This is a genomic window from Candidatus Pelagibacter sp. PS_37 (assembly GCF_059417825.1).
The window spans coordinates 458,798-475,850 of the sequence record NZ_CM182067.1 but is presented as its reverse complement, the minus strand read 5'-3'; the positions used below and the strand labels follow the sequence as shown (position 1 = coordinate 475,850).

15 protein-coding genes are annotated in these 17,053 nt (G+C 28.9%); all 15 read right to left on the bottom strand.

Going from position 1 to position 17,053, the window contains the following annotated elements:
• The 15 genes from rpsB to nuoI all read right to left on the bottom strand — a co-directional run bounded on the left by rpsB (position 1) and on the right by nuoI (position 17,053).
• Complete coding sequence (gene rpsB / locus AC5SL9_RS02545) at positions 1–822, bottom strand: 30S ribosomal protein S2 (RefSeq protein WP_006997014.1); 822 nt, start codon at positions 820–822, stop codon at positions 1–3.
• Positions 823–951: 129 nt separating this feature from the next.
• Complete coding sequence (dnaE, locus tag AC5SL9_RS02540) at positions 952–4,368, bottom strand: DNA polymerase III subunit alpha (RefSeq protein ID WP_494574300.1); 3,417 nt, start codon at positions 4,366–4,368, stop codon at positions 952–954.
• The gene (locus AC5SL9_RS02535) at positions 4,352–5,038 is read right to left on the bottom strand and encodes an ABC transporter ATP-binding protein (RefSeq protein WP_494574299.1); all 687 of its coding nucleotides are present in this window, start codon (positions 5,036–5,038) and stop codon (positions 4,352–4,354) included. Before AC5SL9_RS02535 ends, dnaE begins: the two co-directional genes overlap by 17 nt.
• Positions 5,031–6,263, bottom strand: coding sequence for an FtsX-like permease family protein (locus tag AC5SL9_RS02530; RefSeq protein WP_494574298.1), 1,233 nt, complete (start codon positions 6,261–6,263; stop codon positions 5,031–5,033). Before AC5SL9_RS02530 ends, AC5SL9_RS02535 begins: the two co-directional genes overlap by 8 nt.
• Complete coding sequence (proS, locus tag AC5SL9_RS02525; RefSeq protein WP_494574297.1) at positions 6,260–7,594, bottom strand: proline--tRNA ligase; 1,335 nt, start codon at positions 7,592–7,594, stop codon at positions 6,260–6,262. Before proS ends, AC5SL9_RS02530 begins: the two co-directional genes overlap by 4 nt.
• A 1-nt stretch (position 7,595) precedes the next feature.
• The gene (locus tag AC5SL9_RS02520) at positions 7,596–7,841 is read right to left on the bottom strand and encodes a DUF1467 family protein (protein ID WP_011282023.1); all 246 of its coding nucleotides are present in this window, start codon (positions 7,839–7,841) and stop codon (positions 7,596–7,598) included.
• On the bottom strand, positions 7,842–9,497 hold the full coding sequence (locus tag AC5SL9_RS02515) for a ribonuclease J (RefSeq protein WP_006997020.1): 1,656 nt from the start codon (positions 9,495–9,497) through the stop codon (positions 7,842–7,844). It lies immediately after the preceding gene.
• Between the two features lie 2 nt (positions 9,498–9,499).
• Complete coding sequence (locus AC5SL9_RS02510) at positions 9,500–10,246, bottom strand: type III pantothenate kinase (RefSeq protein ID WP_494574296.1); 747 nt, start codon at positions 10,244–10,246, stop codon at positions 9,500–9,502.
• The gene (locus AC5SL9_RS02505; RefSeq protein ID WP_494574295.1) at positions 10,243–10,806 is read right to left on the bottom strand and encodes a biotin--[acetyl-CoA-carboxylase] ligase; all 564 of its coding nucleotides are present in this window, start codon (positions 10,804–10,806) and stop codon (positions 10,243–10,245) included. Before AC5SL9_RS02505 ends, AC5SL9_RS02510 begins: the two co-directional genes overlap by 4 nt.
• On the bottom strand, positions 10,806–12,221 hold the full coding sequence (gene nuoN / locus AC5SL9_RS02500; protein ID WP_271564295.1) for an NADH-quinone oxidoreductase subunit NuoN: 1,416 nt from the start codon (positions 12,219–12,221) through the stop codon (positions 10,806–10,808). The genes AC5SL9_RS02505 and nuoN overlap by 1 nt, the downstream gene beginning before the upstream one ends.
• Positions 12,221–13,714, bottom strand: a complete 1,494-nt coding sequence (locus AC5SL9_RS02495; RefSeq protein WP_006997024.1) for an NADH-quinone oxidoreductase subunit M — start codon at positions 13,712–13,714, stop codon at positions 12,221–12,223. The genes nuoN and AC5SL9_RS02495 overlap by 1 nt, the downstream gene beginning before the upstream one ends.
• The gene (gene nuoL / locus AC5SL9_RS02490; RefSeq protein WP_494574294.1) at positions 13,714–15,627 is read right to left on the bottom strand and encodes an NADH-quinone oxidoreductase subunit L; all 1,914 of its coding nucleotides are present in this window, start codon (positions 15,625–15,627) and stop codon (positions 13,714–13,716) included. The genes AC5SL9_RS02495 and nuoL overlap by 1 nt, the downstream gene beginning before the upstream one ends.
• A 1-nt stretch (position 15,628) precedes the next feature.
• The gene (nuoK, locus tag AC5SL9_RS02485; RefSeq protein WP_026225064.1) at positions 15,629–15,937 is read right to left on the bottom strand and encodes an NADH-quinone oxidoreductase subunit NuoK; all 309 of its coding nucleotides are present in this window, start codon (positions 15,935–15,937) and stop codon (positions 15,629–15,631) included.
• Positions 15,933–16,565 carry an NADH-quinone oxidoreductase subunit J gene (locus tag AC5SL9_RS02480; protein WP_006997027.1) on the bottom strand — a complete coding sequence of 211 codons (633 nt, stop codon included), beginning with the start codon at positions 16,563–16,565 and terminating at the stop codon, positions 15,933–15,935. The genes nuoK and AC5SL9_RS02480 overlap by 5 nt, the downstream gene beginning before the upstream one ends.
• Positions 16,566–16,567: 2 nt before the next feature.
• Positions 16,568–17,053, bottom strand: a complete 486-nt coding sequence (gene nuoI, locus AC5SL9_RS02475; RefSeq protein WP_006997028.1) for an NADH-quinone oxidoreductase subunit NuoI — start codon at positions 17,051–17,053, stop codon at positions 16,568–16,570.

Genomic DNA, 17,053 nt, shown 5'->3' with positions numbered 1-17,053 from the left:
TTAATTTAGTTTTTCCTTATCTTTTTTTGAAAATTTAGCATCTAACTTCTCTCTATCAATCTCTTGAATAGTTTTTGATGAAGTTTCTTTTGTTTTTGTATCATCAACATCTGGTTTTTCTTCAGATTTAGATGGAGCAGCTTTTTTTGCATTTTCAATAGTTTCTTTTACTAAATTGCAATACAAATCAATTGCTCTTCTAGCATCATCGTTACCTGGAATTGGGTAATCAATACCATCAGGATTAGAATTGCTGTCAAGTATAGCACAGATTGGAATGCCTAATTTAGAAGCTTCAGCAATAGCTAGAGATTCATAATTAGTATCAATAATAAAAACTAGATCAGGAACCTTTTTCATTTCTGCAATTCCACCTAATGCTCTTTCTAATTTATCTTTTTTAACACTCATCTTTAATAGTTCTTTTTTTGTAAAGCCTCTATTTTCAGCTACAAGATCTGCCTCATATTTTTTCATCTTTTTAATTGATCCTGAGATTGTTCCCCAGTTGGTTAGCATTCCACCTAACCATCTGTAATTTACAAAGTATTGTCCAGTTTCTTTTGCAACTTCAGCAATAGCTTCTGATGCTTGTTTTTTTGTAGATACAAAAAGAATTTTGCCATTATTGGCTATCGTATTGTAAACTTTTTCTAAAGCTACATTGGTTAATTCTAATGTTTGAGTTAAATCAATAATGTGAATTGAATCTCTTTTTCCAAAAATGTATTTTTTCATCTTTGGGTTCCATCTTAAGGTCTTATGACCTAAATGAACGCCTGCTTCTAATAGTTGTTGGATAGTTAGACTTGGTATTTTCATATTTATTCCCGGTTAAGCCACCACAGTAATTTCCATTTAAGGACCGGAGGTATAAAACCACAAACTGTGTGCGTGTTAATTTAATTTAAGAGTTATTTACAAATTATTTATAAAACAAACAAGTCTTTTTTAATGAATAGTTGTCGAAATATCTTTATTTCTGATAGTATTAATAGCTTTCCTGTCAATAAGACGCTTATTTTTCAATTTAAAGCTAATTTCATTGTTTTTATCAGTTATATTAATTTTTACCTCAGTTGTCCCCTCTTCATTCACTAAATCAGATATTTTATCGATGTCTTTAATTGATTTAATATTAAATACAATTTCGTTAACAGGCTTATTAAAAAGATCCTTGAGAGATGCAATTTTTTGAACATTTATTCTTTTAAATCTATTTTCATCGTTAGAAATGGTTTTGATCAAGGTTATGATTAAAGAGCTACCCTCAACTAAAGCCTCTCTATTAAGTTCTAAAATATCTGAAAAAATAAAGAGCTCAAAAACACTGGTTAAATCAGTGAACTTAATAACTCCGTATGAATTACCTTTTGCAGTTTTTCTTTCAGTGATTTTTAAAAGTGTAGCTGCGATATTTGCCTCTTTTATTGTATCATCCAAATTAAATTGTGCGTAATCGACAATTTTATAATCATCAAAAATTTCTTTGAATTGATTTAAAGGATGGTCAGATATAAAAAAACCAATAGCTTCAAATTCTCTTGATAAACGATCCTCAAACTTCCAATCTTCAATATTTAGAACTATTTCATTATCTTGTTCTTCATCTGAGTCAAAAAGATCAATTTGATTTGCTGCTTTGTTTTCATAAATATTTTTTGTTTTTAAAATAAAATTTGGAATAGAATTAAATAAGGCTTGTCGATTGTTATCTATATTATCAAAAGCTCCTGCTTTAACCAAACCTTCTAATTGAAGTTTATTTATATTTTTAGGATTAACTCTATTTAAAAAATCATTTATAGATTTAAAATCTCCATTTTCATTTCTTTCTTTAACAACATTTGATATTGCTTCATAGCCAACACTTTTAATTCCACCAAGTGCATAATAAAAATTATTGTCATCGAATTGAAAATCTGCAAAGCACTTATTAATATCGGGTCGTATAACTTTAATATTAATTCTTTTTAGTTCTTCATGGAATTCGCCCAATTTATTTTGATTTGAAATATCCATTGTCATAGATGCTGCAAAAAACTCTTTAGGATAATAGGTTTTTAAAAAAGCTGTTTGATAAGAAATTATAGCATAAGCAGCAGCATGACTTTTGTTAAATCCATATTCAGCAAATGGTTCAATTTTTAAAAATATACTAGCTGCAACTTCTTTATTAATTCCATTTTTCAAAGCACCAGCAATAAATCCCTGTTTCTGCTTTTCTAATTCGGCTCTTTTTTTTTTACCCATAGCTCTTCTTAAAATATCTGCCTCACCAGCAGTAAAACCAGAGAGTTTTTGTGCTATTTGCATCACTTGTTCTTGATAAATAATAACTCCATAAGTAGGTTTTAAAATATCCTCAAGTAATGGATGCAAATAATCAGGTGTTTGTCTTCCGTGTTTACAGTCATTGTAAATTGGTATGTTGCTCATAGGTCCGGGACGGTAAAGAGCAACAAGAGCAATAATATCTTCAATATGGTTGGGTTTCATTTGTAACAAAGCTTCGCGCATACCAGCGCTTTCAACTTGAAATAATCCAACAGTGTTACCAGAAGATAAAAGTTCAAAAACTTTTTGATCGTCAAAATCAATATCCTCAATTTTGAAATCTTTAACTTTTTTATTAATCAATTTTTGTGTTCTATTAATAACTGTTAAAGTTTTTAATCCTAAAAAATCAAACTTGATTAAGCCAGCATTTTCTGCTGAATACATGTCAAATTGTGTTGATGGTAACAGCAAGTCTGCTGCAGCATCTTTGTATAAAGGTACAACTTCTGTTAATTTTCTATCAGCTATTACAACGCCTGCTGCATGTGTTGCTACATTTCTATTTAAACCTTCTAATTTTAAAGAAAGATCAGTTAATTTTTTTACACGTGGGTCTTCATTAACTAATTTTTGAAGTCGTGGTTCACTATTAATACACTCAGTTAGACTTTGAGGTCTAGAAGGATCAAAAGGGATCATTTTTGAAATACTGTCAACAAAACCATATGGTAGACCTAATACTCTACCAACATCTCTAATAACCATTCTTGCTTTTAATTTTCCAAATGTAATTATATGAGCAACACTATCTTTATATTTTGTAGTTAAATATTTAAAAACAAGATCTCTTTTTTCCTCACAAAAATCTATATCAAAGTCAGGCATTGATACTCGATCAGGGTTTAAAAATCTTTCAAATATTAAATTAAATTTAATCGGGTCAACATCCGTAATGGACAAACACCAAGCAACTAGTGAGCCAGCTCCAGAACCTCTACCAGGTCCTACTGGAATATCGTTATTTTTAGCCCATTTAATATAATCAGATACAATCAAAAAATAACTTGGATATTTCATTTCGATTATGATTTTTAACTCATGATCTAGTCTGTCTTTGTATTTCAAAAATTTATCAGTTGTTTTTAAATTATTTTCTTCAATTTTAAAAACTTTCAGGAATTTTTCTTTTAATCCGTCTAGCGAATCTTTTTTAAGTATTTCATCAGCACTGCCTCCTTTTTCAGAGCTAATATTTGGAAGTACGGGTTTTGAAAACTGTGGTCTAAAATTACATTTAAATGGTAAATTGAAGTTATTTTCTAAAGCTTCAGGAAGATCTGAAAATAGCTTTGACATTTCTTCATTAGACTTAAAATAATGCTGATTGCTATATTTAATTCTATTTTTTTCATTAACATAAGTTTTAGAACCAATGCACGTTAAAGCATCATGAGCTTCGTGCATGTCAGGTGTTAAGTAATAAACTTCATTTGTAGCTATAATTGGTATTTGAATTTTTGAAGATTGTTCTAAATTGAATTTTTCAAAAGCAATTTCGTTTTGATCACCATGTCTTTGGATTTCTAAGTAAAAATTATCATTAAATTTTGATGATAAGCTTCTATATAGTTTTGATATTTCATCTAAACGACCTTTTTCAAATAGTTTACCGAATAACCCTTGAATAGTTCCAGAAAGTAAGGACACACCCTCAGTGTCTATTAAAAGATCTTTTACATCTAAATGAGGGTCAGATAATGCATCATTTTCAAGGTAAGACCTTGAGGAAAGTTCAATAATCCTCTTATATCCATTTTTGTTAAGAGCTATTAGGGGTAATAGCCCTGTTGTATCTTCAAATCTAAAATAAATTTGAGTGCCAATAATTGGCTGTGTACCAACCTTAGAGATATTTTCAGCGAACTCTAATGCACCACATAAATTAGATGTGTCTGAAATACCTAAACAGGGTATTTTTTTTTCTTTACAAAAATCTTTTAAGTTATCAATTTTGATAGCACCTTCACAAATTGAATACTGTGTATGAATTTTTAAGTGATTAAAATTTTGATTATTTAATTCTGGCATTGATAGCTTTTATATTACCATCAATCATTTCTAATTTGCAATCAGCCATATTAGCAAAAAATCTATTGTGAGTTGCATAAATTATTAATCTATTTTTATTTTTTAATTTATATAAAACATTAAAAACCTCTTTAGCAGTAGTATGATCTAAGCTGCCAGTAGGCTCGTCTGCTAATATAATTTCAGGTACATTAATTAGTGCTCTAGCCAATGCAATTCTTTGCATTTCACCTCCTGATAGTTCAGATGGAAAATGAGCTTCACGTGATGAAAGGCCCATTGTTTTTATAATTTCTTTTGCTCTTTCAATTGAATTTTTTTTATCATTAGTTAAAGCTAAACCAGCTAAATAAACATTCTCTAATGCTGTAAAATCTGGAAGTAAATTATTTTGTTGATAGATAATACCAATTTTATTCGATCTAATTTTATCATTTTTTGCATTTTCATTAAAGTTTACCGGTGTTTTATTAATTAACAATGAACCAGTGGTAGGTTTATCTATTAGTGACAAAACATTTAATAATGTAGACTTTCCAGATCCAGATGGACCAACTAGAGAATAAATCTTACCTTTTGTAAATGAATAATTAATTCTTTTTAAAACATTTATTTTTTTATTGTTAGAAAAAGATTTAGATATGTTCTTTAATGATATCAAATTATTCATACTTAAGTCCTTTAACAGGGTCTAATTTTGAAGCTTTTATTGCTGGAAAAATTGAAACGATAATAGTTATAAAAATTGAACAAAGAGAAATTATAAAAATTGAAGTTGGGTTTATTTCAGAAGGCATTGTGCTCAAAAAATAAATCTCTTCAGGAAACAAGCTAATATTAAATGTATTGCTTAAGAATTCTCTCAGGTTTTCAATGTATAAAGAAAATATTACACCTAAAAAAATTCCAAAAAGTGTTGCTGTAGTTCCAATAATAACACCAACAAGGAAAAATATTTTAACAATAGACTTGTTCAAGACACCAATGGACTTGAGTATAGCTATATCTCTTGTCTTATTTTTAACTAAAATTGTAAGACCCGAAATAATGTTAAAAGCAGCTACTATAATAATCAAAGATAAGATTATAAACATTACATTTCTTTCAACCTTTAATGCAGAAAACAATGAGCTATTCATATCAGCCCAACTATATACAAATTCATTTTTGAATATTTCTTGAATTTTATTTTTTGCTTCTTCAATATTTGATGGTTTGTTCAAATAAATTTCTAGGTTACGGTCTTCTTTTTTAAAACTAAAAAAGTTTTCCAATGTTTCTAAATTTATAAAAGCAATATTTGCATCAAAATCCGTTAAACCACTATCAAAGATAGATCTAATGATAAAAGTTTCTTGCCGGGGTAGACTTCCTATTATTGTTTCAATGCCTACTGGAGACATTATTGATACTTTATCTCCTACACTAAGATCTAAATTAAAACTTAATTCTTTACCTATTGATATTGAATTCTTTGTTAATTGGTTTGATTTACCAATTAAGTTTCCTTTTTTTACAACATCAAGTTTTAGAAAGTTTTCTCTACTATAACCTCTCAAAATTAAACCCTTTGTGTAGTTTTTGCTAATAACAATTGCTTCACCAGAATTACTAAGTATTAATTCTTTTGAAATTAATTTTAGATTTTCACTATTTAGTTTTTCTAAATTAATAGAAGTTTCATATGGCTTAACAGTGACATGAGCATTAAATCCTACAATCTTATTAATTAACTCACTTCTAAAGCCATTCATAACAGACATCACAATAATAAGTACTGCAACACCAAGGCTAATTCCAATAAATGAAAAAATGGATATTATATTTAAAAAACCATCTTTTTTTCTGGTTTTTAAATATCTAAGTGTAATTTCTTTTTCTAATGCAGAAATCAATTTTTTAATTTTTGTTCAGTTAAAATTTGAGTTATTTGATCTAGTGTTAAACTTTTAGGATCCTTTCCAATCTCTTTAAACTCTAATAAATTATCTTCTGAATTTTTTCCTAAAATTATTTGATAAGGCACACCTATCAAATTAAATTTTTTGATTTTAGATGAAAGATTTTCATCCATATCATCAATAATTGTATCAATATTTTTACTTTCAAAATGTTTAAAAAGTTTATTCGCTTTATCTAATGCCGATGTATCATTTTTGTTAATCATAGGTATTATTGCAAGTTCGTATGGTGCTACAGAAAATGGCCATTTCATTATTTCATCTTTTTGATCATATTTAGCTTCTATAATTGCTCCAACTAGCCTTGATACACCAATTCCATAAGATCCCATTTTAACAAAATCTTTTTTGCCACCTGGGAGATCTACAGCTGCATTTAAAGCTTTTGAATATTTATCTCCAAAATAAAAAATGTGACCTACCTCTATACCTTTTGTAATTAACCTATTTTCTTCTGACACTTTTTCTTCAAATTCATTTTTATTAAATTTTTCATCGGCTACAGCGTAATATTGTTCATATTTTTTTCTTAAGTCTTGTAAGGATTGTCTATCCAATACAGTTCCTTCACTACCTAAATCAAAAACTCTTTTATCTGTAAAAATTTTACTTTCTCCTGTATCTGCTAAAATAATAAATTCATGAGATAAATTTCCACCAATTGGTCCCGTATCAGCTGCCATTGGTATTGCTGAAAGTTCTAATCTTTTAAATGTTTTTAAATATGAGAAAAAGAATTTATTATACGAGAATGCTGCATCTTCGTCATTAACGTCAAACGAATATGCATCCTTCATATAAAACTCCCTACCTCTCATTATTCCAAATCTTGGTCTAACTTCATCTCTAAATTTCCATTGTATATGATATAATAATTGAGGAAGTGATTTATAAGATTTTACACTTGATCTAAATATATCTGTAACTAACTCTTCATTGGTTGGTCCATAAAGCATTTCTCTACCTTGACGGTCTTTAATACGAAGCATTTCATCACCATAATCGTCATAACGACCACTTTCTTTCCAAATATCACTGGGCTGTATAGTTGGCATAAGTATTTCTTGGGCACCAATTTTATTTTGTTCTTCTCTTACTATTTGTTCAATTTTTTTCATCACCTTAAAACCTAAAGGTAGCCATGAATAAATGCCTGCTGAGGATTGTTTAATCATACCAACCCTTAGCATTAACTGATGTGATTTAATTTTTGCTTCTGATGGGTTATTTTTTAATATTGGAATGAATGACTTTGAAATGTACATTTTAATTAATTATATATCTTAAATTTAAATATTCATATTTTATCAATAAATAAATTATCACGAAAATAACTGTTGTTATACCAGTACAATAAATGAATTTTTTTAGCATCTTAGGATTTTCAGGAGAACCTGCGTCTTCACCATCAATTTTGATAGATTTTTGTCTATTTACATCAATTGGAAGGATTGTAAAAAAAACTATCCACCAAATTATTATATAAATTATAGCAAGACCTGTTGCACTCATTTAAATTCTTACTAGGTTGATATTGATAAATGGTCTTTTACCAGTGAAATCTTTAGCACATTTTCTACATGTTATTTTTAAAGCATCAATTAAATTAAATTCTTGCTTTTTACTTTTTATAGAAAAAGTTCTAGTTGTTTTTTCGATTGCTTCTTCTAATTCGTATATAAACTCATCAACATCATAAACAGGCAGTCCTCTAAAAGTTAATACGGGTCTTTTGTGGATATTGCCTTTTGCAGTAATTAAAATAGTAACCTCCATATATCCATTTGCACTAATGTTTTTTCTATCTTTGATTGATTGAGCATCTTCTTCTACACTCATATTACCATCCAAATAAAGTCTACCGCTTGGTGCTTTATCAAAAACATGTGGTTTACCAGGCGCTAATTTTACAATATCTCCATTTTCAACTTGAACAGGATGTGGAACTTTCATTTCTTTAGCAAACTTCATATGTTCAATCATATGTCTGTGTTCACCATGAACAGGAACTGCACATTGAGGTTTTACCCAATCGTACATCTCTCTAAGATCATCTCTATTGGGGTGTCCAGAAACATGAACAAATTCGCTTTCTTCTGAAATAACTTCAACACCATCTTTAACTAGTTGATTTTGTAATTTATACAATTTTTTCTCATTACCTGGAATAATTTTTGAAGAAAAAATAACAGCATCATCTTTTTCAATGAATACATCTGGGTGAGTATTACTAGAAATTCTCATTAGTGCTGCCATAGGTTCCCCTTGGCTACCTGTACAAAGATAAACTATTTTTTCTCTAGCAATTTTTTTTGCATCACGCGCATCGACAGGTTCAATAACATTTTTTAAATAACCACATTGTCTTGCTGCTTTAAATATTCTATGCATGGACCTTCCTACTAAAGATATTTGTCTACCAGTTTTTTCTGCACAATAAAAAGCTGTTTCCATACGTGCAACATTCGATGCAAAAGAAGCCATAACAATTCTTTTTTTAAGGCTACCCATGATATTTAATAAGCTTTTTCTAACATCTAACTCTGAACCAGCTTTACCCATGCTAAATACATTTGTTGAATCACAAATCATAGCAAGCACACCCTCATTACCAATTTCTTTAAGTCTATCTGAATTGATCTTTTCACCAATAAGTGGCTCAGGATCAATCTTCCAATCACCAGTATGCAGTATTACACCTGCAGGAGTTTCAATTCTAAGACCATTGGGTTCAAGGATTGAGTGAGTTAGAGTTATATATTCTATTTTAAATGGATCTAAATTTACCGTTCCATTTAATTGAACTATTTTGAGAAACTTGGTTACATCTATATTTTTTTCTTTAAATTTTTCTTTTATTAAAACTGCAGTAAATGGAGTTGCAAAGATTTTACATTTAAGTTGAGGCCAAAGATGTGCGATCGCACCAATATGATCTTCATGTGCATGAGTTAAAATAATTCCTAAAAGGTCATCTTTTTTATCAACAATAAATCCAGGATCTGGGTAAATAAGATCAATGCCGGGTAAAGTATCATCAGCAAATGTAACCCCAATATCAACCATAATCCATTTATGCTCACCAGGTTTACCGTAGGCAAATAGGTTCATATTCATACCAATTTCACCGGACCCTCCTAGAGGGCAAAATAATAATTCATCTTTCATATTTATTTAATTAAAGTAGTGGCTCTGATTAGGCCTTTAATTGTTATGTCTTTATTTAATGTAACTTTCTTTTTTATTGAATTTTTGAATAAACCAGAAAATCCTCCAGTAATAATAATTTTAAAGGACATCTTAGTCTCTTTCTTAATTAAATTAACAATATTGTCAATTAAACCCTCATATCCCCAAAAAAAACCTGCTCTAACAGCACTAATAGTGTTTAATCCAATTACTCTATTTGTTTTTTTTAAATTGATCTTTGGTATTTGTGATGCTTTATCGGTTAATGTATCCAATGAGAGTTTAACACCAGGCGCTATAACGCCACCATGATAAGTATTTTTAATCAGAACATCAAATGTGGTTGCAGTTCCAAAATCTAAAATTATAAAATTATCCTTGTTATTAATGATGCTAATTGCATTTGCTAATCTATCTGAACCAATTTGTTTATAATTAACTTTAATCTTAATCAATTTATTTAACTTAAGTTTTTTCAGTTCTTGACACTTAATTTTATAAACTTTGTTAAAAAAGATTTTAACTGCATTAAATTTTTTTGGTACAACGCTGCAAAATAAACATTTATTAATTGATTTATTTTTTAAATTTAGGCCAAGTAAAGATTTATTAAGTGAGGAGTGATTTATTTTTTTTGTTAACAAAGTAACACGTTTAATGATAATATTTTTAGAGTTTACCAAACAAATTTTAGTTTCTGTATTTCCTATATCACCAACAATAATCATTTTAAATTTCTATCTAAGTTTTTTATATTAAATTTAGGAAACATTGGAATAAAAGTTTCATAAATTTTTTTTAACCTTAAAGCGGCATAATTAGATGTAATTTTGATTCCAGTTAAGTCAAACAAATTTGTAGTTAAATAGTTTTTTATAATTGGACTCTTGGTCAAATTTATACCCACTCCAACAACAATAAATTTTTCACCAGATTTGATTAATATTTCTTGTAAAATACCTGAAATTTTCATTTTATTTATTAACAAATCATTTGGTTTTTTAATTATAATTTTACCATTATAAAATTTTGATAATAATTTTTTAACTAAAAGACAGTTAACTTTTGTCAAATCTTTCAATGATAATTGGACTTTGTTAATTTTAAAAAAAATACTAACAAATAAATTTCCCTTAAAAGAAGTCCATTTTTTTCCATATTGACCCCTTCCCTTTTTTTGCTTTTCAGCAATTATAATTCCAGATTTGTTATTGGTTTTTTTAATTATTTGTATAGCTAGATCGTTAGTACTATTTACAGTTTTAAAATTGAACTTTTTTAATTTCATTAAATAATATTAATTCTAGATACAATTTCCACTAATTTGCTTGGAAAAATAAAATATAAGAGAATTAATAATGTTGAAAAAGTCAGGGATCCTTTTAGCCAAATATTATGATCTGTGTCATAACTTTCCTTTTCTTTATCAAAGTAAATAACCTTAATTATTTTGAGATAATAAAATGCAGCTATTACCGTTGATAAAAGACCTACAATAGCCAAAAAGTACATTGACTGCTCTATGACAGCTTTAAAAATATAAAATTTTGCAAAAAAACCAGCTAGTGGAGGAATGCCTGCTAATGAAAAAAGGATAGCTAGTAATGATAAAGATAAAATTGGATGATTTTTTGATAGCCCTGATAAATCATCAATGGTTTCATAGTACGCATCATTTCTCTTTAACATCAATAGGCAACTAAAAAAGGCAAGATTCATAACCAAGTATATCGACATATATACAATAGAGCTTTGAATGCCTTCGTTTGAACCTGTAGACAAACCAGCTAGAGCATAACCCATATGACCTATTGAACTATATGCAATCAACCTTTTAAGATTATTTTGACCAATTGCAGCAATAGCACCAAAGATCATAGAGGCGATTGATAAAAATATTAATATAGGTTGCCATTGATCGATCATATTAACAAAAGGTATATATAAAAATCTTATGAAAACCGTAAGAGCTGCAACTTTTGGTACAATTGCAAAGAATAATGTGACAGCAGTTGGTGAGCCTTCATACACATCTGGTGCCCACATATGGAATGGTACAGCTGATATCTTAAATGCCAAACCAACAAGTATAAAAACAATTCCAAATGTTAAACCATAATGAGATGAATTCATTAAATCACCAATAACATTAAAATTAGTTGATCCAGAAAACCCATAAACCAAAGAACATCCATACAACAATAATCCTGATGATAAAGCACTCAAAACAAAATATTTTAGTCCAGACTCTGAAGACTTTAATTGATCTCGATTAAATGATGCTAACACATATAAAGCTAAAGATTGCAACTCAAGACCTATATAAAAAACCATAAGATCATTTGAACTGATCATTACCATCATACCTAAAATTGAAGAAAGAATTAAAACTGGATATTCTATTAAAAAAATCTTAAATATTTTGAGATATCTTGTTGAAATTGATAAAACAAATGCACCTCCTAAAATAGTGAGTATTTTCATAAATGATGAAAGATTATCCACAACGTAACCATCATTAAATAGTGAAATATTTTGATCTAACGGATTATTAAAAATTAAAATACCCGTAATAAGTAAAGATCCTACTGCAAGATTATGAACAATATTTGAGCTATTCTTTTTATAAACTCCAAGAAGCAATAAAAACATTATAGACAAAGATATAAATATTTCAGGTAGTATAAAATTTAAATTATCCATTAATTTTGTACCTCTGTTATATTCATATTTAAGTTAAAATTGTACATCTCTATTAAATCTTTTACAGAAATTTCAATCGTATTAATAAGAGGCTCTGGATAAAATCCAAAAAATAAAACTGGTATTGCTAAACACCACAAAATAAATTTTTCTGAATTATTAAGGTCAGGCATTTTTAAAAGTTCTTTATTTTTAATCTCTCCAAATACAACTCTTCTATATAGCCACAACATATATGCGGCGCCAAAAATAACACCTAAACTAGCTATAACTGCTACTAAGAAATTATCTTTAAATGCCCCCATTAGTATTAAAAATTCACCTATAAAACCACTAGTACCGGGTAAGCCTAATGCAGCTAAAGTGAAAAGCATAAATAATATAGAATATTTAGGCATAACCGAAACTAAGCCACCGTAAGTTGCTATTAATCTGGAGTGCATACGATCATAAACAACTCCAACACATAAAAACAATGCTGCTGAAACCAAACCATGACTTATCATTTGAACTATACTTCCTTCAATACCTTGTTGGGTAATTGTAAAAATACCTAATGTAACAAATCCCATGTGTGCAACTGAAGAATACGCTATTAACTTTTTCATGTCTTCTTGCATCAGCGCAACAAGAGATGTGTATACAATAGCAATCAAACTCAAGGCATAGACTAGAGGCGTAAATAAATCAGAAGCTACTGGGAAAAGTCCTAAAGAAAACCTAATAAACCCATAACCAGCCATTTTAAGTAATATAGCTGCAAGCAAAACAGAGCCAGCAGTAGGCGCTTCAACGTGTGCATCTGGCAACCAAGTGTGTACAGGCCACATTGGAGTTTTGACAGCAAAAGAACTAAAGAAAGCTAACCATAATAAATTTTGATATTTGGTGTCTATACCAAGTTCATAAAGCTGAGTTATATCTGTGGTTCCTGATATCCAGTAGATCGAAATTATAGCAATTAGCATTAAAACAGAACCAAGTAATGTGTATAAGAAAAATTTAAATGCTGAATATACTCTTCTTGCTCCACCCCATATTCCAATTATTAAAAACATAGGTATTAATCCAGCTTCAAAAAATAAATAAAATATAACAAGATCAAGAGAGCAAAAAACACCAATCATTAAACTTTCCATTACTAAGATAGCAATCAGGAAATCTCTAAGTCTGTCTTTAACAGTATTGTTAACTGAGATTATACAAAGTGGTGTTATTAGCGCAGTTAAAACTATAAATAAGATTGATATTCCATCAATACCTATCTTATAATTAATAATTCCCTTTAACCATTCTCTATCTTCAACAAACTGAAAATCAGAAGTGGTTGGGTCAAACTGATACCAAAGGTATAAAGAAATCAAAAAGTTAACAAACGATGTAAATAAAGCAACATATTTACCTGTATTAGAATTCTTATCTTTGGAAAATAATAGAAACAAAGAGCCCACTACAGGAAGTAAAATTAAAGATGATAAAATTGGAAAATTCATTAATTCAAAATTAAAAATGTTAATAACGCAGAAAATCCTAATAATATCATAAATGCATATTGATAGATAAATCCACTTTGAAATTTACTTGCTTTTAAAGATAGCCTATTAATCAATGAAGAAACTCCATCTGGTCCAAATTTATCAATAATTTTAACATCAACCACCTTCCAAAAAAATATTCCTAATTTTTTTGAAAATTTAATGAACAAAACATCATAAAGTTCATCGAAATACCATTTGTTTATTAAAAAATTATGCAATGGTTTATTGGATTGAGCAATTCGATTTGGAATATCTTTATCTTTAACAAATAAATAATAAGCAATTGGAATGGAGGTTAATACAAGTGCTGGTGTAGTTAAAAGAAACCATAAAGGAGGATGTTCTGTACTTAATGGATTTAAAAATTTAATTGAATCTCCCCAAAAACTATTTCCACTACTATTACCAATGAACAAATCCTTAAATAAAAAACCAGCAAAAATAGCTCCAATAGCAAGTATAAATAAAGGTAAAAGCATTACTAATGGGGATTCGTGCATTTCGTTAATATTAATTTTTTTATTATTATAATCTCCATGAAACGTTTTAAAAATTAATCTCCAAGAATAAATTGATGTTAAAACAGCAGTCAAAATTCCTACACCTGCCGCATAATATCCTGTTGTATTTCCTTTAAGATACGCAAATTCTATAATTGCATCTTTTGAATAAAAACCAGATAAGAATGGAAAACCAGTAAGAGCTAATGTTCCAATAATCATAAATAAATAGGTATATGGAAGTTTTTTATAAACACCTCCCATCTGAGTAATATCTTGCTCATCTTTAAATGAGTGAATTACAGATCCAGAACCTAAAAAAAGTAAAGCTTTGAAAAAGGCATGAGTAAATAAGTGAAACATAGCAACATTATAAGCACCTACTCCTGCCGCAAAAAACATATAACCAAGCTGACTACAAGTTGAGTATGCAATTATTTTTTTTATATCAGTTTGCACTAAAGCTACAGTTGCAGCAAAAAAAGCTGTAGTCATTCCAACAACAGTAATTATATTTAGTGTAAGAGGTGAGTATTCAAAAATTGGAGAACATCTTACAACTAAAAAAACACCAGCTGTAACCATGGTAGCCGCATGAATTAAAGCTGAAACTGGTGTGGGGCCTTCCATGGCATCTGGCAACCAAGTGTGTAAGAAAATTTGTGCTGATTTACCCATTGCACCTATGAATAAAAGAATACAAATTAAATCAATTGCTCCAACATTCATTCCTAAAAATAAAAGTTTTTTTTCAACAATTTGTGGAATTTGATTAAAAACTTCTACATAGTTTACAGTACCAAATAAATAAAAGATTAAAAAAATTCCTAAAGCAAAGCCAAAATCACCTACTCTATTTACCACAAAGGCTTTTATTGCAGCTGCATTTGCTGTTTCTTTTTTAAACCAAAAACCAATCAAGAAATATGAACAAAGCCCTACACCCTCCCATCCAAAAAATAGCTGAAGAAAATTATCAGAGGTAACCAATGTTAGCATTGAAAAAGTGAAAAGTGACAAATAAGCCATGAATCTTGGCTTATGCGGATCATGAGACATATAACCAATTGAGTAAATATGCACTAAAGCTGAAACTAAAGTTACAACAACAAGCATTACAGATGATAAAGCATCAACTTTAATAGACCAATTAACATCTAAAGTTCCAGAGTTAATCCAAGTTGCTACAACTACATTACTTTCATATCCGTTAACAATTACTTGATAGAATAATATAATTGAAAGTAACGCTGAAATTGACACAAAAAGACTAGTTACAATTTCTGAATTCCTATCACCTAAATATTTACCAAAAAAACCTGAAGTTATTGAGGCTAATAATGGAAGAAATATTAAAGCTAATTCCATATTATCCTTTTAAACTGTCAATTTTCTCAACATCAATTGTTGATGAGTTTCTATAATAGACAACAATAATTGCTAAACCTATTGCCGCCTCTGCCGCTGCAACAGTTAATATAAAAAGAGTGAATATTTGACCAGAAATATCGTTTAAAAATATTGAAAATGAAACTAAATTAATATTTACAGCTAATAAAATAAGCTCAATACTCATTAAAATTACTATAATATTTTTTCTATTTAAAAATAATCCGACTATGCCGATAGTAAAAATTATTGCAGCCAATGTAAGATAGTGACCTAAACCTATACTAATCATCAGATTTAACTCCTTTATTGTTCTCAACATCAATTAATTCAACACCATCTGATCTTTCACGAGATATTTGACTAAAATAACTTTGTCTTTTAACTCCAGATCTTTGTCTAAATGTAAGAACAATAGCACCTATCATTGCAACTAATAAAATCATTCCACTTAACTGAAAAACATGAATGTAATCTGTATATAGAACGTAACCAATTGAATGAGTATTGGTTATATTTTTATCTATTGTTAAAGACATTGCCGAGACAAGATCAGGTTTATATTTCCATCCACCAATTACGATTATTAATTCGAAAAATATTATAACACTTACTATTAGTCCAATAGGTATATGTTTTGAACTTTCCTGTGCACTAAACCACTGATTTTTTTGTTGAGCTACATTTAACATCATAACTACAAATAAAAATAAAACAGCAACCGCACCTACATAAACAATCAACATGATCATTCCCAAAAATTCAGCGCCGATCATTATAAATAGGCATGAAATGCTTATGAAATCTAAAATTAAAAAGAAAACAGAATGAACGGTGTTTTTAGATACTGTTACCATTATAGCAGAAACAATTGCTATAAAAGAAAACGTATAAAAAAATATTGCGTGCGCTAACATAATTATCTGTGAGAGTTATCAGCTTTAATATTGGCTGCTAAAACATTTTCCCATCTATCTCCATTATCGAGTAATTTTTCTTTATTATAATAAAGCTCTTCTCTTGTTTCAGTTGAAAATTCAAAATTAGGCCCCTGTACAATAGCATCAACTGGACAAGACTCTTCACAAAGACCACAATAAATACATTTCATCATATCAATATCATATCTAGTAGTTTTTCTGCTACCATCAGCTCTTTCAGAGGATTCAATTGTGATTGCTTGAGCTGGACACACAGCTTCACATAACTTACATGCAATACATCTTTCTTCACCGTTAGGATATCTTCTTAAAGCATGCTCACCTCTAAATCTTGGGCTTATTTTTCCTTTTTCAAAAGGGTAATTTATTGTTTTTTTAGATTTAAATATTTCTTTGATAGCAATATTTAAGCCGCCTAAAAAATCTAATAAAAAAATTGTTTTAAATATTCTTGAAATTTTCAT

Coding starts and splice junctions, on each gene's coding strand:
- rpsB (WP_006997014.1), bottom strand. CDS start 822: ATGAAAATACCAAGTCTAACTATCCAACAACTATTAGAAGCAGGCGTT.
- dnaE (WP_494574300.1), bottom strand. CDS start 4,368: ATGCCAGAATTAAATAATCAAAATTTTAATCACTTAAAAATTCATACA.
- AC5SL9_RS02535 (WP_494574299.1), bottom strand. CDS start 5,038: ATGAATAATTTGATATCATTAAAGAACATATCTAAATCTTTTTCTAAC.
- proS (WP_494574297.1), bottom strand. CDS start 7,594: ATGTACATTTCAAAGTCATTCATTCCAATATTAAAAAATAACCCATCA.
- AC5SL9_RS02520 (WP_011282023.1), bottom strand. CDS start 7,841: ATGAGTGCAACAGGTCTTGCTATAATTTATATAATAATTTGGTGGATA.
- AC5SL9_RS02515 (WP_006997020.1), bottom strand. CDS start 9,497: ATGAAAGATGAATTATTATTTTGCCCTCTAGGAGGGTCCGGTGAAATT.
- AC5SL9_RS02510 (WP_494574296.1), bottom strand. CDS start 10,246: ATGATTATTGTTGGTGATATAGGAAATACAGAAACTAAAATTTGTTTG.
- AC5SL9_RS02505 (WP_494574295.1), bottom strand. CDS start 10,806: ATGAAATTAAAAAAGTTCAATTTTAAAACTGTAAATAGTACTAACGAT.
- nuoN (WP_271564295.1), bottom strand. CDS start 12,221: ATGGATAATTTAAATTTTATACTACCTGAAATATTTATATCTTTGTCT.
- AC5SL9_RS02495 (WP_006997024.1), bottom strand. CDS start 13,714: ATGAATTTTCCAATTTTATCATCTTTAATTTTACTTCCTGTAGTGGGC.
- nuoL (WP_494574294.1), bottom strand. CDS start 15,627: ATGGAATTAGCTTTAATATTTCTTCCATTATTAGCCTCAATAACTTCA.
- AC5SL9_RS02480 (WP_006997027.1), bottom strand. CDS start 16,565: ATGTTAGCGCACGCAATATTTTTTTATACGTTTTCTTTTATAGCAATT.
- nuoI (WP_006997028.1), bottom strand. CDS start 17,053: ATGAAAATTTCAAGAATATTTAAAACAATTTTTTTATTAGATTTTTTA.